Source organism: Pseudomonas sp. F-14 TE3482, assembly GCF_053629455.1.
Genome location: NZ_JBRJII010000001.1, coordinates 5,784,953 through 5,810,970, shown reverse-complemented (window position 1 = coordinate 5,810,970; position 26,018 = coordinate 5,784,953). Strand labels below are relative to the sequence as shown.

The following is a 26,018-nucleotide window of genomic DNA, read 5'->3' as shown; positions in this document are numbered from 1 at the left end:
TCGTTCGCCGATGATGTGAACGACACAGAACCTGTGGGAGAGCGTGGCTTGCCCGCGATGCTTTTTGCGATCAGAAGTGGAACTTCACCAGCAAGCTCGTGTTGCTCTGATCGGTCTTGAAGTACTGGCTGTCCTTGATCCCGTACTTGTCTGACCAGTAGTCGTACTCGACACCGACGTACAACTGCTTCTCGCCGATGTTCAGGGCTTTGCCCAAGTCGTATTTGATCTGTGGGTTGAAGTGCAGGTTGGCGTGGTAGGTGCCTTTACTGTTCTGGTCGTTATCGACTACCCAGTCCATGAAACCATCGATCAGGATATTCGAATCGCCCACGGGAATGGTGTAGGACCACACCGGGGTGATCTGCCAGACGTTGTCACCCGCACGGCTGCCTTCGGTGTGACGCTGGTAGAAGTTCAGCTGGAAGTAGTCGAACCCGGGAATCGCCAGGTCGAAACCCGGACCGATCAGGTAGGACTCGGTATCGCCCTCACCGAACTCGTACGTCATCGCCAGCAGCACGTCTTTGATCGGGCCGAACGCCAGTTTCTGGTCGAAGATCTTGCCAAACGACAAGCGTGGGCTGATTTCGCCGTAATAGGTGTTCGAGCCGACGCCGCTGTCTTCCTTGCCGTTGTAGAAAATCTTGTCGACGAACACGAAGTTGTCCCCGTATTTCCAGGCATCGGCGTGCTCGAAGGTGACGGTTTGCTGAATGCGCGGGTTGACCTGGAAGTCCTTGCCATAGAGGTAGGTCAGGCTGTTGTTCTGCCATTGCAGCAAGTCGCCGGCCATTGCCTGGCCCCCGGCCAGCAAGGATCCCGCGAGCATCAGGCTGGTGCACGTACGTTTCATTCGGTTGCTCCCAAAAAGTAGGTGGTTCCACGTTATTTTTCTAAGGTCGGCGCTCTGGTGTGGCGCCTTTTCTTGCTGCTGTAAAAAATCATCCATTCGGTCAGCTTTGATGCTGTTAGCAAGAGCTGAGCCAAGGCTTTCAAAAAGTAAAAAAACGCCCGTTCGGCTGTTTCGAAAACAGTCGATTGAGCGTCAATTCGAGAAGCCTTGGTACTGTCCAGAGCCGGGATAAGTTGGCTTTCTGGTCAGGAATTATATCCGCGCTTTTTTTTAGAGCGGATTCGGGCGGGCGCGGAGAATACTGACTCGCGCACCATGGCTCAAGTGCCCCGCAACAGAGCACCCATGACAGGTGTGGGGCACGGTTGCGGGCCATCTTAAAAGTGCACCTTTACCAGCAGGCTGGCGGTGTTTTGGTGAGTGTCAAAGTTGGCGCTGTTTTCGATTCCGTACTTGTTTTTCCAGTAGCTGTATTCGGTGCCGACGTAGACGAATTTCTCGCCCCAGCCCAACGCTTTGCCCAGGTCGTATTTGATCTGCGGATTGATGTGCAAGTTGGCGTGGTAAGTGCCGCGTGCATTGCGATCGTTGTCCACCACCCAGTCCAGATAGCCATCGATCAACAGGTTCGAATTGCCTAGCGCAACGCTGTAGGACCAGGTGGGAGTGATCTGCCAGACACCATCACCGGGGCGTGGGCCTTCGGTCTGGCGACGATAGAAGTTCAAGGTGAAGTAGTTGGAACCCGGTACTGCCAGATCGAAACCCGGGCCGATCAGATACGCTTCGCTGTCGCCTTCGCCGTACTCGTACGTCATGGCCAGCAACACGTCCTTGACCGGGCCAAACTCGAAACGACGGTCGAGCATTTTGCCAAAGGACAGGCGTGGGCTGAATTCGCCATAGAAGGCGTGGGGGCCTTTATTGCGGTCTTGTTCGCCGTTGTAGAAGATCTTGTCGATGAACAGGAAGTTATCGCCGTACTTCCATTTGTCGGCGTGCTCGAACGTCACCGTCTGCTGGATCGACGGGTTGATCACGAAATTCTTGCCGTACAGGTAGCTCAGGCTGTTGGTTTGCCACAGCAGTAAATCGCTGGCCATGGCCTGGCTCGCGGCCAACAGGCCAGAGCCCAACAGCACGCTGGTTTTTGTCCGAGTCATCTGTTGCTCCCTTTTGTTTTTATTGTTTGAGGCACAGGTAGCCACCCTTGTGGGAGCGAGCCTGCTCGCTCCCACAAGGGGGTGTGTCTTTTAGTGGGTCAGTGCGGGTGGGTGTGGCAGCTCGGAATGCAACACCTCGGATCTTGTGATTTTTGTTTCAAGTGGACCTGTGGCGGGGGGGGGGGGGCTTGCGGTGGCCACAAAAGCCCCCCCCGCTACAACGGCGTGTTGCTTACTGGGTTTGAGCTCCCTGAACAATCCACGCACCGATCAGGTCGCGCTCTTGCTGGGTCATCTGGGTGATGTTGCCCAATGGCATGATCTGGCTGGCAACCGCCTGGGCCTGGATGCGCGGGGCCTGAAGCTTGATCTGCTCGGGGGTATCGAACATCACGCCCGCCGGTGCCGCGCTGAACAGCGGGCTGGTGGGTTTCGCCGAATGGCAGACCGTGCAGCGTTCCTGGATCACGTCATGCACCTTGTCGAAGGCAGGACCGGCATTGGATGCCTGGGCGGGTGCAGTTTCAGGGGCCGCCGCCGGTGCAGCTTCAGCCGGTTTCTTGCCACCGCCGAGGGCGGTTTCCGGCAGCGGCTGGTACTCGATGGCCCCAGGCGCCTTGGCCACTTCAGGTGCGCTGGACATCGGCGCCGGGCCGGTCACGTAGGCCAGGCAGATCATGCCGACCGCTGCAGCAGGCAGGGTCCAGGCAAACTTGTGGCTGTCATGACGGGTGTTGAAGTAGTGACGCACCAACACCGCCAGCACTGCGATCCCGGCCAGGATCAGCCAGTTGTATTGGCTGCCGTAAGTGCTCGGGAAGTGGTTGCTGATCATGATGAACAGCACCGGCAAGGTGAAGTAGTTGTTGTGTCGCGAACGCAGCAAGCCTTTGGCCGGCAGCGCCGGATCGGGCGTGCGGTTCTCGGCAATCGCCGCCACCAATGCGCGTTGGGCCGGCATGATGATGCGGAACACGTTGCCGACCATGATGGTGCCGATGATCGCGCCGACGTGCAGGTACGCACCACGACCGCTGAACACTTTGCTGAAGCCGTAAGCGGCGCCAATGATCAGCACGAACAGGATGAAGCCTAGCAGGGCAGGGCGTTTGCCCAAGGCCGAGTCGCAGAGGAAGGAGTAGACGAACCAGCCGACGAACAGCGAGCCGATGCCCAGCAGAACACCTTCAGGGCCGGTCAGGCTGCTGCCCGGAGCGAGCAGGTAGAGCGTCGGGTTGGAGTAGAACACCACGCACAGCAGCGCGACCCCCGACAACCAGGTGAAGTAGGCTTCCCACTTGAACCAGTGCAGGTTGTCCGGCATGGTCGGTGGAGCCAGTTTGTATTTTTCCAGGTGGTAGATACCGCCGCCATGGATCGCCCACAAATCGCCCGCCAGCCCGTTTTTCGGGTTGACCCGATTGAGGTTGTTCTCCAGCCAGACGAAATAGAACGACGCGCCGATCCAGGCCACGCCAGTAATCATGTGAACCCAGCGCACGCTCAGGTTCAGCCATTCCAACAGATGTGCTTCCACAGTCTTTACCTCTCGCCTGTCACTCTGTTGTCGAGTGATCAGACCTTCTCTTATTGGTGGGGGGCGAGGATCAAACGCTCATCCTCTTTGAAAAAATGCTCATCGCAGTTATTGCCTGTGCCACTGCGATCAACCACCAGGAAGTCATCCCGCTTTTCGATCGTCAGCACCGGATGGTGCCAAACGCCGCGATGGTAATTAATGCCCTGCCTGCCGTTGGTGACGAAGGCGCGGACCAAGCCTGATACAGGTTCATCGCCAAGTGGCGCGACCACGATCAGAAAGGGGTTGCCGAGCAGCGGAATGAAAGCCTGGCTGCCCAGCGGATGACGCTCCAGCATGCAGACGGTCAGCGGCATGTCCTGCGCATCGGCGCGGAAAATGCTGATGATCGCCTTGTCCTCTGGCGTAGCGGTTTCCACCGTCGCCAGTTTGTGAAAGCGCATGGTCGAACCGTTGTTGATCATGAAGTGATCGCTGCCGTCGGTTTCGATCACGTCACCGAAAGGGGCGAAGGCTTCTTTGGTCAGCGGTTCAATCGTCAATGTGCGCATGCTGGTCTTCTTTTCCGAATTCTGTGTTGGTTGCTTTTGTGGCGAGGGAGCTTGCTCCCGCTGGAGTGCGTAGCGCTCCCGATTCTTTTTAAACAAAGAGCGGGGCCGCTTCGCAGCCCAGCGGGAGCAAGCTCCCTCGCCACAGGTTCAGCGCTTATTTAGCGACCTTGCCCAGTACCCGCAGGCGGCTCACGCCCCCATCCGGGAACACGTTCAGGCGGATGTGGGTGATCGGGCCCAGCGCCTTGATCTGCTCGGCGAAGGTGTGTTCGGCGTGCATTTCCAGCTTCTGGCTTGGCAACAGTTCGCGCCAGAACAGCGATTGGGTTTCGATCTGGCTGTCGGTGCCGCCTTTCACGAATGCACCCTGGATCGAGCAAGTGTCCGGGTAGTTGCCCTTGAAGTGCAGGGTGTCGACGATGACTTTTTCGATCTCGCCGGCGTGGCCCAGCGCGACGATCACCCAGTCATTGCCCGGCGTGCGACGACGGGCGGTTTCCCAGCCGTCCCCCATGTTGATGCCGCGACCCGGGTTGAGGATGTTGCTCATGCGGCCGAAGTGTTCATCGGAGCAGGCCAGTGCACGGCCACCGTTCAGGGCTGCGGCCAGGTCGACCTGTTCGTTGTCGCCCACAGCCGACCAGTCGCGGTAAGGAATGCCGTACACACGCAGACGGGCCACGCCGCCATCCGGGTAGATGTTGAAGCGCAGGTGGCTGAAGGCCTGGTCGTTGTTGATTTCGTGGTAGTGGTGGCTGTTGCCTTGCAGTTCGACGGCAGACAGCACTTCAGTCCACTGGGTGTTTTCGTCCGGCTCGCCCGAAGCCAGGAAACAGGCTTCCAGCGAAGCCGATGGCGGGTAGTTGCCGGTGAAGAATGAAGTGTCGATGTCCACGCCTTTGATCGAGCCCGGTACGCCCAGGCGGATCACCGCGCTGTCGTAGCCTTCGAAGCGCTTGCGGCGCGACTCCCAACCGTCCATCCACTTGCCGTTGTCATCGAACACGCCCTCCTTCCACACGGCCGGCGTCGGCTGGAACAGACGGTTGGCGTCGGCGAACCAGTCATCGGTGACCGAGATGATTTTGGTGCCCAGGCGGGCGTCGGCCAGGTTGACGAACTTCTCGAAAGGTACGGCGTAAGCTTTCATTCTTCTTGTCTGCCTTTAATAAGTTGGCTTGGGATGCTTGCAGGGCCCTGAGCGTTTTCCGCGTTTTTTAACGCTCGGGCCAAGTTCGCTATAGGGTCAGTAATCGGAACAGGGCGATCTTGTTGATCTCCGCTAGCGCGCATTTGAATTCGGTGTCTTCCGGGTTGTGAATGCGCGTTTCGAACGCCGCGAGGATCTGATGCCGGTTGCTGCCTTTTACCGCCATGATGAAGGGAAACTTGAACTTGGCCTTGTAGGCGTCGTTCAGCTCGGTGAAGCGCTGGAACTCTTCGGCCGTGCATTGGTGAATACCCGCGCCAGACTGTTCTTCAGTGCTGGCAGCGGTAAGCTGGCCCTGGACGGCGGCTTTGCCGGCCAGGTCCGGGTGAGCGTTGATCAGGGCCAGTTGGCTTGTGTGATCAGCGCTCAACAAGATGTCGCTCATGCGCTGGTGCAGGGTTTCGATCTCGTCGATCGAAGGGTCCTGGCCCAGGTCGAAGGCCTTCTCGGCCACCCATGGCGAGTGTTCGTAAATGTCGGCGAAGGCGGCGACAAACGCGTCGCGGCTCAGGGTCGATGGCTTCAGGGTTTGGAAGTTGCTCATTTCGCAGCCCCTTGATACGGGTGGGTTGCGTGCCAGTGGCGAGCGATGTCGACGCGGCGGCTGAACCACACCTGTTCATGACTTTTAGCGTATTCGATAAAGCGTTTGAGCGAAGCCAGACGCGCCGGACGGCCGATCAGGCGGCAGTGCAGGCCTATCGACAACATCTTCGGTGCTTCGGCGCCTTCGGCATACAGCACATCGAACGCGTCTTTCAGGTATTCAAAGAAATCGTCGCCCTTATTGAAGCCCTGGACCTGGGTGAAGCGCATGTCGTTGGTGTCCAGGGTGTAGGGGATCACCAAATGCGGCTTGCCGGTCGGGTTGTTCGGTTCCCAGTAGGGCAGGTCGTCGTCGTAGGTGTCGCAGTCGTAAAGAAAACCGCCTTCTTCCATCACCAGTCGACGGGTGTTCGGGCCGGTGCGGCCGGTGTACCAGCCCAGTGGGCGCTCGCCGGTGATTTCGGTGAGGATGCGGATCGCTTCGAGCATGTGCTCGCGTTCCTGCGCTTCGTCCATGTACTGGTAGTCGATCCAGCGGTAGCCGTGACTGCAGATTTCATGGCCGGCATCGACCATGGCGCGGATCACGTCCGGGTGGCGCTGGGCGGCCATGGCCACGGCGAAGATGGTCAGCGGGATGTCGAATTCCTTGAACAATTTCAGAATCCGCCAGACGCCGGCACGGCTGCCATACTCGTAAAGGGATTCCATGCTCATGTTGCGCTCGCCTTGCAACGGCTGCGCCGAGACCATTTCCGAGAGGAACGCTTCGGACTCTTTATCGCCGTGCAGGATATTGCGCTCGCCACCTTCCTCGTAGTTGAGCACGAAGGACAGCGCGATGCGGGCATTGCCCGGCCAGTGTGGGTGAGGAGGGTTACTGCCGTAACCGATCAGGTCGCGTGGATAGTCAGCGCTCACTGCAGTCTTCCTTCTTGTTCGTGTCGACTTATTCAAAGTCAGGGTGTGTGTGGCGGCCTGGCGATGAAAGGGCAGGCTGGCGTCACAGCGATGGGTTGATTGTATACAACTTTATATTCACTTTGTAAGCCTGTTTTTTTGCATTTTTCATTGGCTATCCACTTTGATGGGTACTGCAAGAAACCTGCCTGACTGGTCAGCTAATGGATAGGAGGTCCTCTGATCTTATGGTTCGGCGCAAGATTCGCTGACAAACCCTGAATGGCGGTGGTAGCGGTAAAAATGTCGTTTTTATTGTGTACAATTTTTATGAAAAGTGTCTTAATCAGTCGCTCGCCGCAGCTTTTCGTGCTCCGAAACGGTGCGGTCTCCTTTTCAACTGACTTCGGGAGGCGCGAGGTCTGACTGCTCCACGCAGGCAGGCGCGCAGAATCAATGGGACGTTTGACTACACACGTTTTGGACGCTGCACACGGTTGCCCGGGCAGCTCGATCAAGGTCGAGTTGTACCGCGTTGAAGGTTCGCAGCTGGAATTGGTCGCCACTGCGATTACCAACAGCGATGGCCGTGTCGATTCGCCGCTGCTGCAAGGTGATGACTATCGGTCCGGGGTTTATCAGCTTCAGTTTCATGCGGGTGATTACTACCGCACCCGTGGGGTTCAGCTGCCCGAGCCTGCGTTTCTGGATGTGGTGGTGCTGCGTTTCGGCATCTCTGCGGAACAGGATCACTACCACGTGCCGTTGTTGATTTCGCCGTATAGCTATTCCACATACCGAGGCAGTTGATCCCCCAAGCAGCTGCCTCCTCCGAGAAGCGACTGCGCATATAGCTTCTTTGGTCTTTCGCCCGCTCACACTGCGGGCTTTTTTTTGCCTGTGGGAAAGTGGTGACTGGGTTGACGCCATCGCTAGCAGGCTAGCTCCTACAGGGATTTGTGAACGCCGCAAATCCCAAAAATCAGGATTGATATCCAACTTATTGGGTGCAGATCACAATGTGGGAGCTAGCCTGCTAGCGATGTCTTTGACTTTAGCGGCTTAACAATGAAGCGGCACCCGCACCACTGAACAACCCCGCACTCACCCGATTAAACCAGCTCTGCCCATTGCCGCTGCGCAAATATCGCGCCGCGCCGTGAGCCCCCAGCCCATAAGCCAATTTGCACAGCAGATCCAGCACAGTCCAGGTGGCAATCATCACCAGCAACTGCGGCAAGAAGGGTTGCTCGGCACTCAGAAACTGCGGCAGGAAAGCGGCGAAGAACAAAATGTCTTTCGGATTGCTCGCGCCGAGCATGAACGCGCGCCCGAACAGTGCACGAAAGCGCGGCACCGGCGCAGCCTGGGGCACTTCGGCGCCTTGGGAGGGCTGACGGGATTGCTGCCAGCTCTGCCAGGCGAGATAGAACAGGTACAACGCACCGACGATTTTCAGGGCGCTGAACAGCTGTTCCGACGCCAACAACAATGCGCCCAAGCCAAGCGCCGAAGCACTGAGCAGGCAGATCGACGCAATCACGCCGCCCAGAAACGCCGGGTAAGAACGGCGCAAACCGTAATTCAGACTGTTGCTGATCATCAGCAACGACAGTGGTCCCGGGATCAGGATCACCACCAGCGCAGCGCCGCTGAACAGCAGCCAGGTTTCCAGACTCATCACTTTCCTCCCTATATGCAAAAGCCTCACCCGACGGGGTGAGGCTGTTTTGAAACACTGTTTTTGAAACGTAGACGGCTTACAAGAAAATGAACTTGGCGATGAAGATCGCGCAGAGCACCCACAAACTGACGGAAATTTCCTTGTGTTTACCGGTGAAAGCCTTCAGCACTACGTAAGTGATAAAGCCCAGCGCGATACCGTCGGCGACCGAGAAGGTCAGCGGCATCATGATCGCGGTAACGATCGCCGGAATGCTGTCGGTCGCTTCGTCCCATTCGATGTGCGCCATGCCGCCCATCATCAGCATCGCTACATAAATCAGTGCACCGGCGGTTGCATAAGCGGGGATCATGCCAGCCAGCGGTGCGAAAAACATTGCGGCAATAAATAGCACACCTACGGTCACGGCGGTAAGACCAGTCCGACCACCCGCTGCTACACCAGCGGCACTTTCCACGTAGCTGGTGACCGGCGGAACACCGACCACCGCACCAAATACGCTGGAAGCACTGTCGGCTTTCATGGCGCGGGAAAGGTTTTCGATCCGGCCGTCAGCGTTCACCAGGTTGGCGCGCTGGGCAACGCCCATTAGTGTCCCAGCGGTGTCGAACATGTGCACAAAGAGGAAAGCGAGTACCACGCTGATCATGCTGACGTTGAATACGCCGGCGACATTCATGGCCATCCAGGTCGGTGCCAGGCTCGGCGGGGCAGACATGATGCCCTCGTAGTGCACCAGGCCCAGGCCCCAACCGGCCAGGGTCACGGTGATGATGCTGATGAGGATCGCGCCGAACACTTTGTGGTAGCTGAGCACGGCAATCATCAAGAAGCAGATGGCCGCCAGCAACGGGCCAGGTTCGCGCAAGGAACCAAGCTTGATCAGAGTGGCCGGGCTATCGACAACGATGCCAGCGGTTTTCAAACCGATCAGCCCCAGAAACAGGCCCACGCCGGCGCCCATGGCAAAGCGCAAACTCACTGGAATGCTGTTGAGCAGCCATTCGCGAATCCGCGAAAAGGTCAGGAACATGAACAACACACCGGAGACGAACACCGCACCGAGGGCGGTTTCCCAGTTGTAGCCCATGGTGCCGACCACGGTGTAAGTGAAGAACGCGTTCAGGCCCATGCCCGGTGCCAGGCCGACCGGCCAGTTGGCATACAGGCCCATCAGCAGGCAACCCAGCGCGGCGGCGATGCAGGTGGCGACGAACGCCGCCCCGTGGTCGATGCCGGCATCGGCCATGATGTTCGGGTTGACGAAGATGATGTAAGCCATGGTGATGAAGGTTGTCAGACCGGCAATCAGCTCGGTCTTCACCGTGGTGCCGTGCAAGCTGAGTTTGAAGATGCGCTCCAGCCAGCCATTGCGTAATGGCGGCGAGAGTTCCAGCGTCGGGGCTTCGGATTTGCGGCTTTCCACAGCGAGTACTCCTCAAGAGTTTTATTGTTATTTCCAGGGCCGGACCCATGAGGGCGGCAGCGACCCTTTGAGGTGCTTGCGAATTTGTTGACCTGATGGTCAGGAACTCGCACGAAGCGAATTATGCTTTTGTATACAAATAAAGCAAATAATGTTTTTGATTTTGTAGACGAAAAGTTTGGCAATAGGGATATATCGCCAGGAAGGACGCCTTCGCGGGCAAGCCCGCTTCCACAGGTGAGCGCATTCCCCTGTGGGAGCGTGGCTTGCCCGCGATAGCTTTAGATCAGTCGACACACATGTCGCGGATAGAGCATTTCAGTCAGCTGCCACCTGACTTTTACCCAACGCGAGATTCACCGCCAACCACCCATTCACCGCCGTCTCCCCGGCCTCGGCAAATACCCGCTCGAGCAATTTCACCTGCTCGCGCCGCAACGACTGCTCGAACCGCGCGCCTTCCGCAGTCAGTTCCAGCAGCCGCTTACGCTTGTCGGTCTCGGACGCGACGCTGTTCACCAAATGCATTTCCACCAACTGACGCAGCGGAATGTTCAGCGCCTGTTTGCTCACGCCGAGCAACGCCAGCAACTCCTTGACGCTGAGGGCAGGGTAGCGGGCGATGAAAAACACGATGCGTTGATGCACCCGGCTCAAGCCGCGACGCTCGAGCATTTCGTCGGCTTTGGCGGTGAACGCCTGGTAACCGAAGAAAAACGCTTCCATGGCTTGTTGCTGAGTGCTGGGGTTTTTAAGGTCAAGCATATTGACGTATCCGTTCGGTCTGTCGTAATTTCGGTCAACCAGTTTGACTCATTTTCCTCAGGCCTCGCTACCGGTGACCCCATGGCTTTTTCCGAACGTGTCTCGCGCCTTAAAAGTTCTTTGATCCGTGAAATCCTCGCCGCCGCCCAGCGTCCGGAAGTGATGTCGTTCGCTGGCGGTTTACCGGCCGAAGCCATGCTGCCGAAAGTCGAGTGGGCGGACATGCCGCTGTCCATGGGGCAATACGGCATGAGTGAAGGCGAACCGGCGCTGCGTGAGGCGCTGGCGGCCGAAGCGCGAGCGTTGGGTGTGCCGTGTGAGGCGAGTCAGGTATTGGTGGTCAGCGGCTCCCAGCAAACCCTCGATTTGGCGGCCAAGCTCTACATCGACAAAGGCACCGAGATTCTGCTCGAAGCGCCGACCTACCTGGCGGCGTTGCAGATTTTTCAGCTGTTTGGCGCCGACTGCATCACCGTCCCGCAGGAAGCCGACGGCCCGAACCTGGTGCAATTGCGCAGCCGTCTGGAAAAACACAAACCCGCGTTCATCTACCTCATCCCGACGTTTCAGAATCCGTCGGCAGTGCGCTACAGCGAGGCTAAGCGCGATGCAGTGGCGGCGTTGCTCGACGAGTTCGGCGTAACCCTGATCGAAGACGAACCCTACCGCGAACTGACCTTCGACGGCGGCAGTGCCACGCCGATCGTCAGCCGCTTGAACAAAGCCAGCTGGATTTACACCGGCACCGTGTCGAAAACCCTGTTGCCGGGCCTGCGGGTCGGTTACCTGATCGCCAGCCCGGACCTGTTTGCGCACTTGCTGCGGCTCAAGCAATCGGCCGATCTGCACACCAACCGCATCGGGCAGTGGCAAGCGTTGCAATGGATCGGCACTGAGAAATACCAACAGCATCTGGGTGAGTTGCGCGACTTCTATCGGGTTCGTCGGGATGCGTTTCAGTCGGCATTGGAAACGCACTTTTTCGATCTGGCGCAGTGGAACGTGCCGCAGGGTGGGTTGTTTTTCTGGCTGACGCTCAAGCAGCCGCTGGATACGCGCACGCTGCTCAAGGCTGCGCTGGCGGCGGATGTGGCGTTTATGCCGGGCGAACCGTTTTTCCCCGAACCGGACAGCAATCCGGGGCATTTGCGCCTGAACTTCAGCCACATCGACCCGGCGCGGCTGGATGAAGGGCTCAAGCGATTGGCGGCGGTGGTGCGCGAGGCCCAGGCGGCAGAAGCGGCCTGAGAGGGTGCAGAAACAAATAAACCGGCCTATTTTTGTCTGAAGTTTGTGGTGGCTGGTCTGACGTCATCGCGGGCAAGCCCGCACAGTGGATCTGTTTTAAACACAGATCCCATTTACTCTACAAATCCTTGTGGGAGCGGGCTTGCCCGCGATGGCGCCGGTCGAAACACCACAAAAACCTCAGACTGCAGCAAACCGCTTATCCAGATAATCAATGATCACCTTGGATTCATACATCCAGGTGGTCTGGCCATTCTCTTCGATGCGCAGGCACGGCACCTTGATCTTGCCACCTTGCTCCAGCAGAGCCTGGCGATCCTGTTCGTTGTTCTTCGCATCGCGCAACGCCACCGGAACGTTCAGGCGGCGCAGGGTGCGGCGGGTTTTCACGCAGAACGGGCAGGCGTGGAACTGATACAGGGTCAGGTCCTTGGCGGCCGTGTTGACCTGAGCCTGAGCTTCGGCAGGGCGCTGTTTTTTGCCCGGACGAGTGATGAAGTCGATGAAGATGATCAGTTGGCCAAGGCCGACACGAAGCGCTTTAACGAACATGGTATAAGCCTCACAGGGGCAAACAGAAGGCGCGCAGCTTACCTGATTTTCGCAGGCGAAAAAAAACCGGCGATCAGTGCCGGTTTTCTTCGTACTGCGAGTTACTTGATCAGGCTGAGAAACTCGCTGCGGGTGGCCGCGTTTTCGCGGAACTCGCCGAGCATCACCGAGGTGATCATCGTCGAGTTCTGTTTCTCCACACCGCGCATCATCATGCACATGTGCTTGGCCTCAATCACCACCGCAACGCCCAGGGCGCCGGTGACTTGCTGGACCGCATCGGCAATCTGGCGACTGAGGTTTTCCTGGATCTGCAGGCGGCGAGCGTACATATCGACGATCCGCGCGACTTTCGACAGCCCCAGGACCTTGCCGCTCGGGATGTAGGCAACATGGGCCTTGCCGATGAACGGCAGCATGTGGTGCTCGCACAACGAGTAGAGCTCGATGTCCTTGACCAGCACCATCTCGCTGTTGTCGGAGCTGAACAAGGCACCGTTGGTGACCTCTTCCAGTGTCTGTTCATAACCGCGGCAGAGGTACTGCATGGCTTTGGCGGCACGTTTCGGCGTGTCGAGCAGGCCCTCGCGGGAGGCGTCCTCGCCCAATTGGCCGAGAATCTCGGTGTAATTCTGTTCCAGTGTCACAGGGGCTGATTCCATAAGGGTTTCAGAGGGGTACTGTTTCAGTCTGTACCAATTTTGTACCAATCCAGCTGTTTTCGAGCTTCCCGAGTTCACCCCAGTCGGTGCTGGAGTTTATCCATCGGGCGTAGGTCGATAGCAGCATCTGAACGCTATGACCGAGCTGAGTGGCAATAAATGCAGGGTTCATCCCCGCCATGAGGCACATGGTAGCGTATGTGTGTCGGCAGTTGTATTGCCGACGGGCGCGAAGCTTCAAATCGGTCAGCGCCACCTGGAAGTGTTTGTCGGTCACACTGGCCTGCTGGATGAACTCGAAGTTCTTGGTGGGGGGGAACACAAATGGCGACTTTGCCTGCTTGCGACGGCTCTGCTGCGCGCGTTGCTTGGCGATGCGCTCGGCTTCCTCTATCGCATGCAACGCGCGACTGTTGAGCATGACCTGGCGCTCGGTTCGGGTTTTGGTGCGCTCCTCAATCTTGTAGTCCGCGACGATCCGACACACATTGACCAGGCGCTTGTCCTGGTCGACCTCTTCCCAGCGCAGCGCCGCCATTTCGCTGGGACGCATGCCGGTATAGAAGGCGAACTCAAAATACGCCGCGTAGATGCGCATCGAATGCGTCAGCGTCTTATATAGGTGATCGATGATGGCGTCGGCCTCGTCCACCGTGAAGGGGTCGATCGGCTTCTTGGCCCTCGCCGGCAGTTCGATGGACTCCACCGGGTTGCGGTTGATCAGCCCGTCTTTCACGGCGGTACCGAACACCGTGGTCAAACGTTGGATCGCCGAACGCTTCACGCCTGGCGATGGCCATTCGGTGTTGGCCACCACCTTACGCAACATCACCGACGTGATGCTGTCGATGGGCAGCATCGCCAGATAGGGCATCCAGTACAAATTGAGGGAGCCGAGGTAGTTCTTGCGCGTACCGGCCACGATCTCCCGGCTGTTGAGCCACTCCTGGGCATACTCCCCGAAACGGGGAGTCGCCGAATAGGTGGCATAAGCGGAGTTGGGGAACAGTTCGGTATAGCGCTGATCATCCAGCACGCCATGCTTGATCAGGCTGATTACGTTAGCGCGTAGGTCGGCGGCAGCCTTAATCCCCTTCGGCGTTTGGGGATAGGGGAGGGTTTCGCAACGGCGTTGCCCGTTCCAGGTGAAGCGAATGCGGACGGACTGTCCAGCAAATTCAACTCCGGTGGGCAATCCCATTGGCTTTCGAGCCATGCCTCGTATCTCCTGATGCTGTAGTAAATGCGGCTGTCGATGGTGTTCCAAACACCTTTAGGGATAACCCCTCTGGCGCGCTTGCCTTGCAATGCTCGGCGAGTGGTGCCGACCAGCTCGGCCATCTTGTCTTCCGGAATCTTGTCGACCTGGTAGGTCTGTGGCTGTGCTTCTGCTGCGTTGTCGAAGTGCGTATACCCCACGACAGGCTGCGCGGGCGGGCGATCCCAAGCGTTTAGCGTTGCATTGGGTGTGGCTGCCCGGCGCAGCTTTTCGTGGGGTATAAGCGCCTCCGCGTTGGCGCAAGCACAGGTAGTAATGCCTGCTGCTGCGCAGCAGAGACTGTTTGTTTTTTGTGCGTCGACGCTATTAGCGTGGCGGAGCAAAGCGGTCGATGCTTGGGTGGTATGCCGGTTAGCCTTCATGCCGCTTTCCTCCGGTGTTCGATAGCGAGTTGGTCCATCAGGCGCTGGTGATACGTGAGCCGTGCTTCGGTGAAGGACCATGGCCGAATGATTTCGGCCGTGGGTTCGATGCCGATCAGGCAATCCCAGATAGCCGGATCGGTGGGCATGAGATCGCGGCGTTCGGTGGCGAGTGCAATCAGGTCAGCTTGGCGAACGGAGGTCGGCAAGTCCTGGTCAAGACCGAAGCGCGTGCAGATGCGGTCCCAGATCCAGTTCTCGACATCCTGATAGGCATGCATCCATTGCTTCAGCGGCCGCACCATGTCACCGATGTAGGCTTCGGTAGCGTCGTGCAGAAGTGCCGCCAACTTGTCTTCGTCAGGCACCAGCTCGGCGACCATGCAGCAATGTTGTGCCACGCTGTAGAACTCGCGGGTGTGGCCGTTGAAGCGGCACAGATGCGCCAATGAATGGGCGATATCCCGTGGGTCAATCAGGTCCGCCTCAGGCTCATACAGGTCAAAGCGCTTGCCGGTGTAGGTCAGAATCTGGCTCATGCGGCCTCCTTGACCAGATCGGCCAGGAGCAGCGCGTGCTTGGTGTCTTTGTGCAATTGGCGCATCGCGTTGTACCCAATCAACGCAGCCAGTTGACGGTCGAACTCTTTACGAAAACGCGTCACTTCACGTAGCTCGGTGGTGGCTTTGGTGCATTGCTGTTGCAGTGCGCCGGCTACCTGTGGGGTCAAGCGAAGCAATGGAGTCGGGCTGCTCATGCTGCGTCCTCTTGCGCTACTGGTTCCAGCAGGGCGGCCATAACAAGGGCCCGGTCGCGCAGGGTGAGTGTGTCGCGTTCGATCTTCTTACCGGTGCGCAGAGCGCTGAATGTTGCGGCCGCGATCCTCAGTTTTTCGGCGATATCCAGCAGGATCTGGCGGTCAGGTTCGCCGAGTTTTGACGCGGCCAATGCACGCGTGTAATGGCCCCAGAGCTGTTTGTGGTGCTGGAGGGCCTGTTCAAGTCGCAGGTTCAACTCGTGGAATTTCTCGGTGCCGTCGGCCCGCTCGATGCTCTGGCCTTCAGCGATGCCGACGGCTAAGCCGTCGCTACGGCCCATCTTGTAGCCAAACCAGAACAGAAGGCCGACTGTGATGATGAATCCGATCAGTGCGTAGATTTGAATCTCGGTCATGTGGTGTGCTCCTGGTGTTGTCTTGGGCTGGTGGTGACAGCCATTTGGGTTGCTGTTCTTACTCGGTTTGTTCGTCCTGCGGTCGCAGCATCTCTTCGTCCGCCTTGTAGGCACGGATATCGATCAGCGAGGCGACATGCCGGATGTGTGCGTACTTCGGCGCCTTGCGGCTGGTGTCCAGCGTGGTGATGGGTAGCTGAATCCGGCCGCTGTTGATCTCGGCCACAAACGATTGTTCGTTGAGATTTCGAAAGTACTGCTCGCGCACCTTTTCCAGCGGGATCAGCACATCGCCGAAAGTGCGGTAGAGCAGTTCTACGGTGGCCGACTCTGGTGCGGGCAGCAGTCGGAGTGGTGTTTGACCTGCATTAGTCATTGGCTTGCGCAGCCTCCTTGCGTTGTGTTCTTGCCGGATGGTTCCAGGCGTTCAGGCAGTGGCGTTTGGTCAGTTCCCGCAGATGCTCCGGTACTTCGAGGAGCGCGGCGTTGCGCTCCTCACGTGTGCGCATGGCGACGATCTGGCGGGCGTACTCCCTAGGCCACGTCACGGCTGTCTACCGGGATTTCTGGTAGGTTCAACCCCAGTTGCTCTGCCAGCCAGCGGATGCCGGGTTGCTTGACTCGAGTTGACTGGCTGTACTGCATGCCGAGTTGGTCGTGGTACCAGTTGCTGTCTTTGATCCGCAGGTACTCGCGATCACGGGACGGATAGGTGGGCAGGTTCCGCTCATTGAGCAGACCCTTTTCCCGCATGAGGTTGATCAGCTTGGGCCGGGTTAGGCCGAGGTGTTTTGCGGCTTGAGCAAGTGTGCGTTCCATGGCACCTCCTCAGGCTGCATGCGCGGCGGGAGTCGCCACGGCAGACAGGTGGTTAATGGACTCGACTACTTTTTCGTAGATCTCGACGTCAGTACCGCAGACGGTGAAGCACTTCGTGCGCGGACGCTTCACGCCGATGCTCATGATGGTAGTGACGCCGGTGCGTGTTTGGGTTCGATGGATCGCGATATGTATCGGCAGTTCAAAACCCATGTCGAGGCTCACCACGCCACCGGTACGCACCAACTCGAACACGCGCTGTTTGTGCTCGACATCGAACCGAGCATATTGGCGGCTTGCGTGCGGAGTGTTCTGCAGATCGGCTGTGCTGGTGGCGTCGAGCGGACCGTTGATGATCTCTTCAATGAAGTCTGCCAGCTTGAGGTGCATTTTTTTTTCATTAGGCAAGGTCAGCGTGTGGCGCTCGCTGCCTGGCTCGATGACGAAGAGGGTGTTCGACGCGTTGCGTTCAACCTTTAGGCGAAACGGAACAGCTTCGCGCTTGGGAGCCGATCTGAGTACGTGGTTGAAGGTGCCGCTTAGATTGACCTGGGCGTTGAGCAGTTGAAGGGCGCGATTGTCGAATTTGAACTTGCTCATGCTGCAAACCCTCCGCCGTTCGAATCGAGCGGAGCAGGGGCGGAGCGGGATTTTTGCTTGGGTTTTGTAGGGATGAATGCGCAGCCGCATTCGCGAGCCAAGCGGCGAATCTCAAAGATGCGGAAGGGGTCAACAGCGGTCGGGTGGACGTGCAGGGTGGCAGTGGTGTGCATGGTATTGCCTCGCTCTGTGGTGGAAGAGTGAGGCGAAATTAGCAACAGCTAAATTTTTATGCAATAGCAAATGCTAAATTTTAGATATCTATGTATTTAGAGGACTTCAAGATCGCCGCTACGTAATGGATTTTTTCGACGAGATGCTCATCTAGAAAGATTGGGGGATAGCCATCGCTAATGCTGTCGAACCGGTACTGTCCATCCCTGTGGTAGATGAACTCCTTGACCATGGCTCTTCCATCCGCTGTTTTTACCAGAACTTCATCGCCTGTTTGATAGCGATGGTTTGGCTCGATGAGCACAAACTCCCCACTTTTGATACGTGGATGCATGCTGCTACCAACCATCTTGAGACCGTAGGCGTCGGGGTCAGAGCTGACAATATCTATGTAGCCATCTCCATGTCCTGACGGGTAGTCAAGGGCGTCAAAGTATCCCTCGGATCCAAGCATGGCTTTTCCTACTACTGGCACTGGAGCGGGGCGGTTGTATTTAGCGGACGACTCTCTGTCCTCGACAACGCGCTGTGCAGTCTCATTGATCGTAGCGTTGAAAAACGCGGGATGGGGAAGCGCGGGAGGTTTGAGGTCAAGTGCGAGCCATTTCGCCGATATACGATCTTGGTCGTCAGCGGAGTAATTTCCTGTCGTCAGTAACTCCGTCGGAACGCCTAGTTTTTTTGCAAGGTTCATTGCGGCGCGATCACCTAGCGTCCTATGGCCGTTGAGGATCTGCGAAAGGTAGGAAGCGTCGACATCGAGATGTGCTCCTGCAAAATCCTTCAATTGGTTTTCACCAATAAGGGCCTTGAGGATGGTTAAGCGTTTTTCGTAGATATCCATGCGCAAATAATGTCTCTGCCGTTAGCAGCTTGTAAATTACGTTCTGCTATTGCGAGCTAGATTAGCGTTTGCTAATCTGCGGGCTGTTTTGGAGGTGAACATGACTCTACTCGACTACATCAAGGGTTTGGATACAGCTCAGCTCGAGGCATTTGCCGCTTGCTGCGAGACATCAGTAGGGCAGCTTAAGCAAGTTGCCTACGGTAATCGTCGAGCCAATGCAGGCCTCGCGATTGCTATTGACCGACAGACTATGGGCCGGGTGACTTGCGAAGCACTGCGTCCTGATATCGACTGGCAGTATTTGCGAGTGCAGGGTCGGGCTACTGTTCTTACTGATACGACGGCACAAGCGGCCTAAGAAAAAAGGCGACCCAAGGGCCGCCCAGTTTCTCCCGACACGCACCACCACAGCGCTGTCGGGTCGCGATAAGAAAGGCGGGCACACCACATGCAAACCGTCGATCTTTAGCGCGCTTTCCAAGGCACGGATGCCTTGGTGTTGCTGCCTTTTCCACCACAGATTGGGCAGCTGTTGCGCCAGAGGTGAACGACGGATCGTTCGCCTCGGCACGGTGCCGGTATCGATCCTGAAGATCTAGCCGGCGTTTGGGCCCTTTCAAGCCACGCGGCAAATGTATCACCACTGCATGTCGCGCGGCACTGGCAACTTACAAGGATTAATGCCATGAGCCGAATCGCTCTGAGTTCTGTAGAACGGGCGCAGCGGGAAATCCTGCCGCTCGATTTAGCGCTTTACCATGCTGCTCGGGACTATCCCGGTGGCGCTGCTGCAATTGCCGCCACCACCGGCAGAAACGCCACCACGCTGCAGCACAAGCTTTCTCCAACGCACCCCAGTCACTCCATCAACATTCAGGAGTTTGGCGAAATTCTGGAGCTGACCAAGGACCGCCGCATTCTGGATGCGGTACACGCGTTGGTGGGGGATACGACCTGGCAGGAATTAGCCGAGGCGTACACCAACGACATGCCTGAAACCTTGACCACCGGCATTGCTGAGTATTTTCGGCAAGTAGCTGACTTGGCTGAGACATGGGCCAAGAGCATCGGTGACGGCGTGGTCAGTGATCACGAACTGGCCGCGATTCGTCTACAGGTATTTCGCGGTATTCAGGGGCTGCTGGGGATGTTCAACCGCGCCACCTATGTCAATCAGACGACGCGGGGTATCGACCGTGGCTGATATCGCCGACTTTGCTAATGACCTAGTCCAGGAGCGTCTTGATCAGGCGCTGGCTGCGCGTAACGCCGCCAAGCCCGCGTTGGCGGCGCATTCATTTCTGTTTTGCGAGGACTGTGAAGAACCTATCCCAGAAAAGCGCCGAGTGGCTCAACAGGGATGCACCCAATGCTTGAGCTGTCAGTCCGTCACTGAGGCATGGGAGGCTCGGCATGCTCGATGAGGTATTGAATCAATTCGCAGACTATGGCCTTGAGCCTGAGCAGCCGCTGACTTTCGGCAAGCTGACCCGGTGCAAGACTTCGCAAGACAAGGGCAAGGAAAAAAACGGTTGGTACGTCGTCCATGAACATCGGACCGAGAAAAACGAAACGCTGATCTTCGGCAGTTTCGGTGATTGGCGTTCGGGCGAAACACAAAAGATTAAGGTCAAGGCCGGGCGGATGTCGCCGGAAGAGCGTGAGGTCATGCGCGCTCGGCAGGAAGACGCCAAGCGCCGCGCCGCCGAGATCGCGGCCAACGCAGCACGTCGAGCAGCCAACCGGGCGGCGGGTTTATTCAAGCGTATGCCAGAGAAGGGTCGCAGCGACTATCTGGATCGAAAGCAGATCGTCGGTTTTGGTGTTCGCTACGCGCCGCGCACTGGTGCGTTCTTGGTGCCTATGTGTAACGTGCGGGATCAGGTCGTAGGTCTGCAGGTGGTGTTTCCGACCAAGCAGGAAGACACCGGCCGAGATAAATCCTACTGGCCTTACGGTATGTCGAAAGAGGGTGCCTTTCACCTGGTCGGTCCACATCCGGAGCCGGGCGAGCCGGTGCTGGTGTGTGAAGGCTATGCCACGGGCGCCAGTCTGCACATGGCGACCTCGCTAACGGTGGCCATCGCATTCGATGCGGGCAACCTGCTGGTGGTCTGCAAGGCCATGCGCGAGCGTTTTCCGGGTTGCCCGTTGATTGTCTGCCGGGATGATGACTGGAAGACCAAGCGCCCGAATGGCGATCCTTGGAACCCTGGTGAAGAGAAGGCGAATAACGCCGCATTGATCGTTGGCGGTCAGGTGGTTGCGCCGATCTTCTCTGGTGAGCGGGAAGACAAGTGGACGGACTTCAATGACCTGCACGTTGCTGAAGGTCTGGAGGCGGTCCGGCGCCAGATACTTGCGGTGGTCAAGCCACCGGCAGCGGGTGGTTGGAAGGATCAGTTAGCCCGCACCGAAAACGGGGCATTGATCGCGCACATGCAGAATGTCGAGCTGATCCTCGGCAACGACGAACGCTGGGCCGGGGTCATCAGCTACAGCGCCTTCAGTTCGAAGATCGTCAAGCTGCGGTCTGCTCCTTACGGTGGTGGTACCGGCGATTGGGCGGACATTGACGACGTCAGGGTGATGAAGTGGCTCGCGCAGCAATACAACTTGCGGGTGAAGTCGACCCAGGTGATCGAGGCGGTGAGCGTCGTCGCCCATGACCATGCGTTTCATCCGGTGCGTGAGTACCTGAACAAGCTTGAATGGGACCGGGTGCCTCGGCTGGAAAGCTGGCTCACTGATGTGATGGGCGTGCAGGCCAGTGACTATTCGGCCAAGGTCGGCAAGCGCTGGATGCTGTCGGCGGTGGGACGGGTGATGAAACCTGGCTGCAAGGCTGACTCGGTGATGATCCTCGAGGGCGCGCAGGGTGCTGGTAAGTCGACGGCGATGAGCATCCTCGGCGGCGAGTGGTTCATGGACACGCCTTTCGCCCTGGGCGACAAGGACGGGTTTCAGGCGATCCGTGGCAAATGGATTGTCGAATTGGGGGAGCTGGACAGCTTCAACAAGGCCGAGAGTACCAAGGCCAAACAGTTCTTCTCTGCGTCTACTGATACCTACCGCGAAAGCTACGGCCGCAGAACAAACGACGTGCCACGCCAGTGTGTGTTCGTGGGTACAACCAACCAGGACGAGTACCTCAAGGATGCCACCGGCAACCGGCGTTATTGGCCGGTCGCCTGCACCAAGGTCGACCTGGAGAAACTGCGCGAGATCCGCGACCAGCTCTGGGCTGAGGCGATGTTCTGCTATGAGGCGGGTGACATATGGTGGGTGACGCCTGACGAAGCCCCGATGTTTGCCGAGGCACAGGATGAGCGCTTTGTAGTGGACGAGTGGGAAGGGCCAATCCTGGCCTGGTTGGAGGAGTCGCAGATCGGTGAAACCACCACCGGCAGCGAGGTGCTGTCTGGCCCGCTGAAGCTTGACGCCGGGCACTGGGGTAAACCCGAGCAGATGCGGGTGGGGGCGATCATGCACCGGCTGGGCTGGCGGCGTACCCGCATGCCGGCGCTGGTGAAGAGTGGGCAGCGTCCGTGGGCCTACAAGAAGCCGGCAGGTTGGGGCGGTGCCTCGGCATTGCGGCGCGAAGCGTTCGAGGAGCCTTGCTTTGATTAAGAGAATCGACGAGATGCTCAAGCTGTGGGCTGAGGATTTGCACAGCCCACACGAGGGCGGTTCGGAGTTAGGCGGCGGCAACATGATTGCGATGCTTATGGAGTGCAAAGGAGAGCTGATTCGCGGGACTCGCGGCAGTCGGGTGCTACTGGATGAGTCGGCCGATATCGAGCTGATTGTGAACAAGCACCTGGCCCCAGAGCTGGCCTTGGTGGTGATGGAGCACTACTGCAACCATGAAAGTTTTTTGTCGCAGAAGATGCTGCATTGCGGATGCAGTGCACCGACGTATTACCGTCGTTTGCACGATGCCCACGTACACATCGAAGGCATGTTGATGGGGAAGGCTGCGTGACCCCAGGCACGACTCCGGCAATTGTTGTCCCACTGGCCCGCCTTGTCCCACTGCGTTTTAACGTAGTGGGACAAGCGCGGGCCGCGTCGTTGTTAGGCTGTCCCACTGTCCCGCCTGCTGGAGCGCCCCGCCCATGTGAGCGCTGCGGACACCGGCACGCGCCCGTGGCGCGCACGCGTGTTATTCAATTTCTTCCTTTACACGAGAAAGAAGACAGAAAAGTAGGACAGTGGGGCAAAGCCCCGAATTTAGGCGCTCTCAGGCGTCCCACTTCGATTATGAAAGGTGGGACAGATGGGACAACGCGAAAGCAACAGATAGCCGAGGTGGTGTATTCACCGACATTGCCTAGGCGTTCACCCTGCGTTACCCACATATTCACCGGGTGGCATTAAAGTGGGGTTGCTGCCATGAGAATCCACCTGTAAAAAGTAGTCATCTTCGATAGGTGCGACCGCAGAGAGCGGCAGGCACCACACCACCAAACCCGGCCATTGCGCCGGGTTTTTGCGTTTATGGGGTAGGCGATGACAAACGAGCAACAAGCGCTGGCAGAGATGCCGATCTGGTTAGTGATCGTCCTGGCGCTGGTCGGCGGCGTGTCGGGGGAGATGTGGCGAGCCGATAAGGACGGGGCGCGGGGCTGGGCATTGTTGCGCCGGCTGGCACTGCGGTCGGGTGCCTGCATCGTCTGCGGCGTGTCGGCGATGATGTTGATGATCGCGGCGGGCATGTCGATCTGGACGGCGGGCGCCTTGGGTTGCCTGACCGCGATGGCTGGCGCCGATGTCGCCATCGGCCTCTACGAACGCTGGGCCGCCAAGCGACTGGGCGTCAGCGAGATGCCGCCCGCTGGTGGCGAGTAGGGGGCACCGTTTCGGGGCGCCAAAAATCGCCGGGGACCCTGGGGTTATCCGAGGGGTACGGGGTCGGAAACCCGCGGGAAAGTGTTAGCGGGAGCGCTGCCAGCTTACTGAAATTCAATCCGTTGAAATTGAAAGATCTGCATTGAAAAGCCGTTGAAAGGAGGGCTTATGACAGAACCAATTTACCTGTCGAAAAGCGCCTTCGCGGCGCGGATTGGCAGGGCACCCAGCTACATCACCTGGTTGAAAAACAACAACCGCCTGGTGCTGTCGCCGGACGGAAAGCTGGTGGACGTTCAGGCCAGCGAAGCGTTGATTCGCGACACCGCTGACCCAAGCAAAGCCGCCGTCGCTGAACGCCACCAACAAGACCGGATTCAGCGCGACGTTTACAGCCAACTGTCCACTTCGGTCGAGCCGACTTCCACGGCTGCGCCGCCGCAGATGATCACCGGCGACGGCAAGCTCCCAGACTTCCAGAAAGCCCGCGCCTTGCGTGAACACAACATGGCCAAGCTGGCCGAGATCGAACTGGGCAAAGCCCAGGGTTCACTGGTCTCCAAGGAAGCGGTGGAGACCGGCGCCTACAACGCCGGCCGTTTGCTGCGCGATCAACTGTTCGGTCCGTTACCGCAACTGTCCCACGACCTTGCGGTTATGACCGATCCCTGGTTGATCGAAAAACACCTGACGGCCACCTTCCGTCGAACGCTGGAGGAGGCCGAGCGCCTCTCTTCAGCAGATCTTGAACACGCCATGACATCGGACTGAACCCATGCACACGGAATTTCCTGACGGTGCAGAGGTGTACCGTGAGGCTTATTTCCGTGGACTGCGCCCCGACCCAGATCTCTGGATCGATCAATGGGCGGACGAGTACATGCGGATCCCGCGAGACACCGGTGCCCCCGAGCCCGGCCAGTACCGCACCTCTCGGACGCCTTATGCCCGCGAGCCAATGCGCTGCCTGTCGCCGGCTCACCCTTGCAGGCGCGTGGTCACGATGGTGGCCTCGCAGTTGATGAAAACCCAGATCGCCCTTAACTGGATGGGCGGCCTGATCCACATGGCGCCCTCGAACATCCTGGCGCTACTGCCCAGCCTCGGCCTGTCCAAGCGCGTGTCGGGGCGGATCAGCAAGACCATCAAGGCCACCCCCGTTCTCCGCGAACGGGTCGCGGCCACCCGCTCGCGGGATACACGCAACACGATGGACACCAAGGAATTCGAGGGTGGCTCTCTGTACGTCACCACAGCCGGTTCTGCGGCCAACCTGTCGGAGCTTTCGGCACGTTACATCTACGGCGACGAAGTCGACCGCTGGGAGAACGATGTCGGCCAGGAGGGTGACCCCATCAAGCTGGCAGAGACGCGGGCGACCAACTTCGGCCGCAACGCCAAGATCTACTTTTCCAGTTCGCCGACGATCAAGGGCGCCTCGCGGATCGCCGATCTGTTCGAGTCCAGCGATCAGCGTCACTACTACGTGCCTTGCCCCTATTGCGGGCACATGCAGGTGCTTGAGTGGGAAAACCTACTCTACTCGGCCGATTTCAGCGTGGTGCATTACAAGTGCGCGGCGTCCGGGATGGACTGTGACGTGCTGATCGAGGAACACCACAAGGGCGACATGCTCGCCCGTGGTGAGTGGCGCGCGCATGGCTGCGGCGACGGCAAAACAGTTGGCTTTCATCTCAGTGCCCTTTACTCGCCGACAGGCTGGATGGACTGGACCTCACTCGCCATAGAGTTTGAGGACGCGAAAAAAGCCCAGGCCCAAGGCGATACGAGCCTGATGCAGGTGTTCTACAACACCCGTCTGGCCAAGGTTTGGGACAGCGCACTCGAACAGACCAAGGCAGAAGTGCTGATCGCCCGCGCACGGCAGGAGACCTACACCCTCGGCACGATGCCGGTCGGTGTGCTGATGCTGACAGGTGCCGTCGACGTACAGGCGAACCGCCTGGAAATGATGGTGATGGGCTTCGGCGTCGGCATGGAACGCTGGGTGGTCGATCACCAGGTCATCTGGGGCGATCCGGCCGACGAGCGCACCTGGGCTGTGCTGGACGAGAAACTCAAGGCTCGCTACCGGCATCCTTGTGGCGTCGGCTTGGGGATCCTTGCCGTCGGCGTCGACTCCGGCGGTCACCACACCGACGAGGTCTACCAGTTCTGCCGTGTTCGCCGGTGGCGAAACGTCTTCGCCATCAAGGGCGCGAGCAAGCCGGGCAGGCCGGTCATTGCCCAGCGCCCGTCCATGGTCGACGTGACATGGCGAGGCCAGACCGAACGCAACGGCGCCGAACTGTGGTTCGTCGGCACGGACACGGCAAAGGACTGGATCTACAACCGCTACCCGTTCCCGGATGGGCCGGGCTCGCTGCACTTTGCCAATGACCTGCCGGACGAGTTCTTCGCGCAGTGCGTTGCCGAGCGCAAGGTCGCTCGCTATGTGCGCGGCCACAAGCGCATCGAATGGGTCAAGGGCAAGGCCGAGCGCAACGAAGCGCTCGACCTGATGGTGTACTGCCTGGCCATGGCCCATTACCTCGGCATCAACCGCTACCAGGAACACGACTGGGATCGGGTGCGGCAGGCACTGGCCCAGTCTGGTCTGTTCGACGATGCCCTCGGCATCAAACCGGTTCAGGGTGAGCGCGTCGAGGAAGGCGAAACACCTGAGCCTGCGGCTGTGCGACAGGCTCAAGCCACACCACCACCCGCTGCACCAGTCGCTCCGGCGCGACCACCTGCTGCACCCCCTCAACGCCGCAGTTCCACCAGCGGTTACCTGAAGAGACGCTGAT

Annotated in this window: 31 protein-coding genes; 10 read left to right on the top strand and 21 right to left on the bottom strand. The window is 58.5% G+C overall.

Going from position 1 to position 26,018, the window contains the following annotated elements; genetic code table 11:
- Window positions 1–70: 70 nt before the first annotated feature.
- The 7 genes from AB7M26_RS26295 to puuE form a co-directional block, all read right to left on the bottom strand.
- The gene (locus AB7M26_RS26295) at window positions 71–856 is read right to left on the bottom strand and encodes an outer membrane protein OmpK (RefSeq protein WP_123496242.1); all 786 of its coding nucleotides are present in this window, start codon (window positions 854–856) and stop codon (window positions 71–73) included.
- A gap of 377 nt (window positions 857–1,233) precedes the next feature.
- Window positions 1,234–2,019 carry an outer membrane protein OmpK gene (locus AB7M26_RS26290; protein WP_429386853.1) on the bottom strand — a complete coding sequence of 262 codons (786 nt, stop codon included), beginning with the start codon at window positions 2,017–2,019 and terminating at the stop codon, window positions 1,234–1,236.
- Between the two features lie 232 nt (window positions 2,020–2,251).
- Window positions 2,252–3,556, bottom strand: coding sequence for a urate hydroxylase PuuD (locus AB7M26_RS26285; protein ID WP_123496246.1), 1,305 nt, complete (start codon window positions 3,554–3,556; stop codon window positions 2,252–2,254).
- Window positions 3,557–3,606: 50 nt separating this feature from the next.
- Window positions 3,607–4,110 (bottom strand): ureidoglycolate lyase, encoded by a 504-nt coding sequence (locus AB7M26_RS26280; protein ID WP_007898831.1) that lies wholly within the window; start codon window positions 4,108–4,110, stop codon window positions 3,607–3,609.
- Window positions 4,111–4,264: 154 nt separating this feature from the next.
- Window positions 4,265–5,260 carry an allantoicase gene (alc, locus tag AB7M26_RS26275; protein WP_427625197.1) on the bottom strand — a complete coding sequence of 332 codons (996 nt, stop codon included), beginning with the start codon at window positions 5,258–5,260 and terminating at the stop codon, window positions 4,265–4,267.
- A gap of 88 nt (window positions 5,261–5,348) precedes the next feature.
- Window positions 5,349–5,864: a 2-oxo-4-hydroxy-4-carboxy-5-ureidoimidazoline decarboxylase gene (gene uraD, locus AB7M26_RS26270; RefSeq protein WP_429386849.1), complete on the bottom strand. Its 516-nt coding sequence runs from the start codon at window positions 5,862–5,864 to the stop codon at window positions 5,349–5,351.
- Window positions 5,861–6,787 carry an allantoinase PuuE gene (puuE, locus tag AB7M26_RS26265; RefSeq protein ID WP_123496252.1) on the bottom strand — a complete coding sequence of 309 codons (927 nt, stop codon included), beginning with the start codon at window positions 6,785–6,787 and terminating at the stop codon, window positions 5,861–5,863. The genes uraD and puuE overlap by 4 nt, the downstream gene beginning before the upstream one ends.
- A gap of 435 nt (window positions 6,788–7,222) precedes the next feature.
- On the opposite strand from puuE, the gene uraH reads away from it, so the two are divergent.
- Window positions 7,223–7,576 (top strand): hydroxyisourate hydrolase, encoded by a 354-nt coding sequence (gene uraH, locus AB7M26_RS26260; RefSeq protein WP_123496254.1) that lies wholly within the window; start codon window positions 7,223–7,225, stop codon window positions 7,574–7,576.
- Window positions 7,577–7,820: 244 nt separating this feature from the next.
- Here the strand turns inward: uraH and AB7M26_RS26255 are convergent, their stop codons facing one another.
- The 3 genes from AB7M26_RS26255 to AB7M26_RS26245 form a co-directional block, all read right to left on the bottom strand.
- Window positions 7,821–8,447, bottom strand: a complete 627-nt coding sequence (locus AB7M26_RS26255) for a LysE family translocator (RefSeq protein WP_007898823.1) — start codon at window positions 8,445–8,447, stop codon at window positions 7,821–7,823.
- Between the two features lie 79 nt (window positions 8,448–8,526).
- On the bottom strand, window positions 8,527–9,876 hold the full coding sequence (locus AB7M26_RS26250; RefSeq protein ID WP_123496256.1) for an NCS2 family permease: 1,350 nt from the start codon (window positions 9,874–9,876) through the stop codon (window positions 8,527–8,529).
- Window positions 9,877–10,194: 318 nt separating this feature from the next.
- On the bottom strand, window positions 10,195–10,641 hold the full coding sequence (locus AB7M26_RS26245) for a MarR family winged helix-turn-helix transcriptional regulator (protein WP_123496258.1): 447 nt from the start codon (window positions 10,639–10,641) through the stop codon (window positions 10,195–10,197).
- A gap of 81 nt (window positions 10,642–10,722) precedes the next feature.
- On the opposite strand from AB7M26_RS26245, the gene AB7M26_RS26240 reads away from it, so the two are divergent.
- A complete protein-coding gene (locus AB7M26_RS26240; RefSeq protein ID WP_429386844.1) occupies window positions 10,723–11,889 on the top strand; it encodes an aminotransferase-like domain-containing protein in 1,167 nt (388 codons plus the stop codon).
- 180 nt (window positions 11,890–12,069) lie between these two features.
- Here the strand turns inward: AB7M26_RS26240 and AB7M26_RS26235 are convergent, their stop codons facing one another.
- The 11 genes from AB7M26_RS26235 to AB7M26_RS26185 form a co-directional block, all read right to left on the bottom strand.
- Complete coding sequence (locus AB7M26_RS26235) at window positions 12,070–12,441, bottom strand: glutathione S-transferase N-terminal domain-containing protein (RefSeq protein ID WP_123496262.1); 372 nt, start codon at window positions 12,439–12,441, stop codon at window positions 12,070–12,072.
- Window positions 12,442–12,542: 101 nt separating this feature from the next.
- A complete protein-coding gene (gene folE / locus AB7M26_RS26230) occupies window positions 12,543–13,088 on the bottom strand; it encodes a GTP cyclohydrolase I FolE (RefSeq protein WP_123496264.1) in 546 nt (181 codons plus the stop codon).
- Window positions 13,089–13,110: 22 nt separating this feature from the next.
- Window positions 13,111–14,319 (bottom strand): tyrosine-type recombinase/integrase, encoded by a 1,209-nt coding sequence (locus AB7M26_RS26225; protein ID WP_429386842.1) that lies wholly within the window; start codon window positions 14,317–14,319, stop codon window positions 13,111–13,113.
- 421 nt (window positions 14,320–14,740) lie between these two features.
- Window positions 14,741–15,283, bottom strand: coding sequence for a phosphohydrolase (locus tag AB7M26_RS26220; RefSeq protein ID WP_429386839.1), 543 nt, complete (start codon window positions 15,281–15,283; stop codon window positions 14,741–14,743).
- Window positions 15,280–15,501: a hypothetical protein gene (locus AB7M26_RS26215; RefSeq protein ID WP_429386836.1), complete on the bottom strand. Its 222-nt coding sequence runs from the start codon at window positions 15,499–15,501 to the stop codon at window positions 15,280–15,282. The genes AB7M26_RS26220 and AB7M26_RS26215 overlap by 4 nt, the downstream gene beginning before the upstream one ends.
- Complete coding sequence (locus AB7M26_RS26210; protein ID WP_429386833.1) at window positions 15,498–15,917, bottom strand: hypothetical protein; 420 nt, start codon at window positions 15,915–15,917, stop codon at window positions 15,498–15,500. The genes AB7M26_RS26215 and AB7M26_RS26210 overlap by 4 nt, the downstream gene beginning before the upstream one ends.
- 58 nt (window positions 15,918–15,975) lie before the next feature.
- Entirely contained in the window at window positions 15,976–16,293 is a 318-nt protein-coding gene (locus AB7M26_RS26205) for a pyocin activator PrtN family protein (protein ID WP_429386830.1), read from the bottom strand.
- On the bottom strand, window positions 16,286–16,426 hold the full coding sequence (locus AB7M26_RS26200; protein ID WP_173887048.1) for a hypothetical protein: 141 nt from the start codon (window positions 16,424–16,426) through the stop codon (window positions 16,286–16,288). The genes AB7M26_RS26205 and AB7M26_RS26200 overlap by 8 nt, the downstream gene beginning before the upstream one ends.
- 25 nt (window positions 16,427–16,451) lie before the next feature.
- Window positions 16,452–16,736, bottom strand: a complete 285-nt coding sequence (locus tag AB7M26_RS26195) for a phage antirepressor KilAC domain-containing protein (RefSeq protein ID WP_429386827.1) — start codon at window positions 16,734–16,736, stop codon at window positions 16,452–16,454.
- 9 nt (window positions 16,737–16,745) lie between these two features.
- A complete protein-coding gene (locus AB7M26_RS26190) occupies window positions 16,746–17,336 on the bottom strand; it encodes a hypothetical protein (RefSeq protein WP_429386825.1) in 591 nt (196 codons plus the stop codon).
- Window positions 17,337–17,589: 253 nt separating this feature from the next.
- Complete coding sequence (locus tag AB7M26_RS26185) at window positions 17,590–18,354, bottom strand: XRE family transcriptional regulator (protein WP_429386822.1); 765 nt, start codon at window positions 18,352–18,354, stop codon at window positions 17,590–17,592.
- 100 nt (window positions 18,355–18,454) lie between these two features.
- Here AB7M26_RS26185 and AB7M26_RS26180 point away from each other — a divergent pair, with 100 nt between their 5' ends.
- The 8 genes from AB7M26_RS26180 (at window position 18,455) to AB7M26_RS26145 (ending at window position 26,017) form a co-directional block, all read left to right on the top strand.
- On the top strand, window positions 18,455–18,715 hold the full coding sequence (locus AB7M26_RS26180; RefSeq protein WP_429386820.1) for a YdaS family helix-turn-helix protein: 261 nt from the start codon (window positions 18,455–18,457) through the stop codon (window positions 18,713–18,715).
- Between the two features lie 327 nt (window positions 18,716–19,042).
- Window positions 19,043–19,561, top strand: a complete 519-nt coding sequence (locus AB7M26_RS26175; RefSeq protein ID WP_429386817.1) for a phage regulatory CII family protein — start codon at window positions 19,043–19,045, stop codon at window positions 19,559–19,561.
- A complete protein-coding gene (locus AB7M26_RS26170) occupies window positions 19,554–19,781 on the top strand; it encodes a TraR/DksA family transcriptional regulator (protein ID WP_429386814.1) in 228 nt (75 codons plus the stop codon). Before AB7M26_RS26175 ends, AB7M26_RS26170 begins: the two co-directional genes overlap by 8 nt.
- Window positions 19,771–21,987 (top strand): VapE domain-containing protein, encoded by a 2,217-nt coding sequence (locus tag AB7M26_RS26165; protein ID WP_429386811.1) that lies wholly within the window; start codon window positions 19,771–19,773, stop codon window positions 21,985–21,987. The genes AB7M26_RS26170 and AB7M26_RS26165 overlap by 11 nt, the downstream gene beginning before the upstream one ends.
- Complete coding sequence (locus tag AB7M26_RS26160) at window positions 21,980–22,342, top strand: PA0613 family protein (RefSeq protein ID WP_429386808.1); 363 nt, start codon at window positions 21,980–21,982, stop codon at window positions 22,340–22,342. The genes AB7M26_RS26165 and AB7M26_RS26160 overlap by 8 nt, the downstream gene beginning before the upstream one ends.
- Window positions 22,343–22,869: 527 nt before the next feature.
- Window positions 22,870–23,208 carry a phage holin family protein gene (locus tag AB7M26_RS26155; RefSeq protein WP_429386805.1) on the top strand — a complete coding sequence of 113 codons (339 nt, stop codon included), beginning with the start codon at window positions 22,870–22,872 and terminating at the stop codon, window positions 23,206–23,208.
- 168 nt (window positions 23,209–23,376) lie between these two features.
- Complete coding sequence (locus tag AB7M26_RS26150; protein WP_429386802.1) at window positions 23,377–23,979, top strand: terminase small subunit; 603 nt, start codon at window positions 23,377–23,379, stop codon at window positions 23,977–23,979.
- Between the two features lie 4 nt (window positions 23,980–23,983).
- The gene (locus AB7M26_RS26145) at window positions 23,984–26,017 is read left to right on the top strand and encodes a phage terminase large subunit family protein (RefSeq protein ID WP_429386799.1); all 2,034 of its coding nucleotides are present in this window, start codon (window positions 23,984–23,986) and stop codon (window positions 26,015–26,017) included.
- Window position 26,018 lies beyond the last annotated feature (1 nt).

Coding starts and splice junctions, on each gene's coding strand:
- AB7M26_RS26200 (WP_173887048.1), bottom strand. CDS start 16,426: ATGCGCACACGTGAGGAGCGCAACGCCGCGCTCCTCGAAGTACCGGAG.
- alc (WP_427625197.1), bottom strand. CDS start 5,260: ATGAAAGCTTACGCCGTACCTTTCGAGAAGTTCGTCAACCTGGCCGAC.
- AB7M26_RS26240 (WP_429386844.1), top strand. CDS start 10,723: ATGGCTTTTTCCGAACGTGTCTCGCGCCTTAAAAGTTCTTTGATCCGT.
- AB7M26_RS26190 (WP_429386825.1), bottom strand. CDS start 17,336: ATGAGCAAGTTCAAATTCGACAATCGCGCCCTTCAACTGCTCAACGCC.
- AB7M26_RS26225 (WP_429386842.1), bottom strand. CDS start 14,319: ATGGCTCGAAAGCCAATGGGATTGCCCACCGGAGTTGAATTTGCTGGA.
- AB7M26_RS26185 (WP_429386822.1), bottom strand. CDS start 18,354: ATGGATATCTACGAAAAACGCTTAACCATCCTCAAGGCCCTTATTGGT.
- AB7M26_RS26145 (WP_429386799.1), top strand. CDS start 23,984: ATGCACACGGAATTTCCTGACGGTGCAGAGGTGTACCGTGAGGCTTAT.
- AB7M26_RS26290 (WP_429386853.1), bottom strand. CDS start 2,019: ATGACTCGGACAAAAACCAGCGTGCTGTTGGGCTCTGGCCTGTTGGCC.
- AB7M26_RS26245 (WP_123496258.1), bottom strand. CDS start 10,641: ATGCTTGACCTTAAAAACCCCAGCACTCAGCAACAAGCCATGGAAGCG.
- AB7M26_RS26220 (WP_429386839.1), bottom strand. CDS start 15,283: ATGAGCCAGATTCTGACCTACACCGGCAAGCGCTTTGACCTGTATGAG.
- AB7M26_RS26295 (WP_123496242.1), bottom strand. CDS start 856: ATGAAACGTACGTGCACCAGCCTGATGCTCGCGGGATCCTTGCTGGCC.
- AB7M26_RS26165 (WP_429386811.1), top strand. CDS start 19,771: ATGCTCGATGAGGTATTGAATCAATTCGCAGACTATGGCCTTGAGCCT.
- AB7M26_RS26280 (WP_007898831.1), bottom strand. CDS start 4,110: ATGCGCACATTGACGATTGAACCGCTGACCAAAGAAGCCTTCGCCCCT.
- AB7M26_RS26195 (WP_429386827.1), bottom strand. CDS start 16,736: ATGGAACGCACACTTGCTCAAGCCGCAAAACACCTCGGCCTAACCCGG.
- AB7M26_RS26155 (WP_429386805.1), top strand. CDS start 22,870: ATGACAAACGAGCAACAAGCGCTGGCAGAGATGCCGATCTGGTTAGTG.
- AB7M26_RS26215 (WP_429386836.1), bottom strand. CDS start 15,501: ATGAGCAGCCCGACTCCATTGCTTCGCTTGACCCCACAGGTAGCCGGC.
- AB7M26_RS26255 (WP_007898823.1), bottom strand. CDS start 8,447: ATGAGTCTGGAAACCTGGCTGCTGTTCAGCGGCGCTGCGCTGGTGGTG.
- AB7M26_RS26210 (WP_429386833.1), bottom strand. CDS start 15,917: ATGACCGAGATTCAAATCTACGCACTGATCGGATTCATCATCACAGTC.
- AB7M26_RS26150 (WP_429386802.1), top strand. CDS start 23,377: ATGACAGAACCAATTTACCTGTCGAAAAGCGCCTTCGCGGCGCGGATT.
- AB7M26_RS26175 (WP_429386817.1), top strand. CDS start 19,043: ATGAGCCGAATCGCTCTGAGTTCTGTAGAACGGGCGCAGCGGGAAATC.
- uraD (WP_429386849.1), bottom strand. CDS start 5,864: ATGAGCAACTTCCAAACCCTGAAGCCATCGACCCTGAGCCGCGACGCG.
- AB7M26_RS26180 (WP_429386820.1), top strand. CDS start 18,455: ATGACTCTACTCGACTACATCAAGGGTTTGGATACAGCTCAGCTCGAG.
- AB7M26_RS26235 (WP_123496262.1), bottom strand. CDS start 12,441: ATGTTCGTTAAAGCGCTTCGTGTCGGCCTTGGCCAACTGATCATCTTC.
- AB7M26_RS26205 (WP_429386830.1), bottom strand. CDS start 16,293: ATGACTAATGCAGGTCAAACACCACTCCGACTGCTGCCCGCACCAGAG.
- uraH (WP_123496254.1), top strand. CDS start 7,223: ATGGGACGTTTGACTACACACGTTTTGGACGCTGCACACGGTTGCCCG.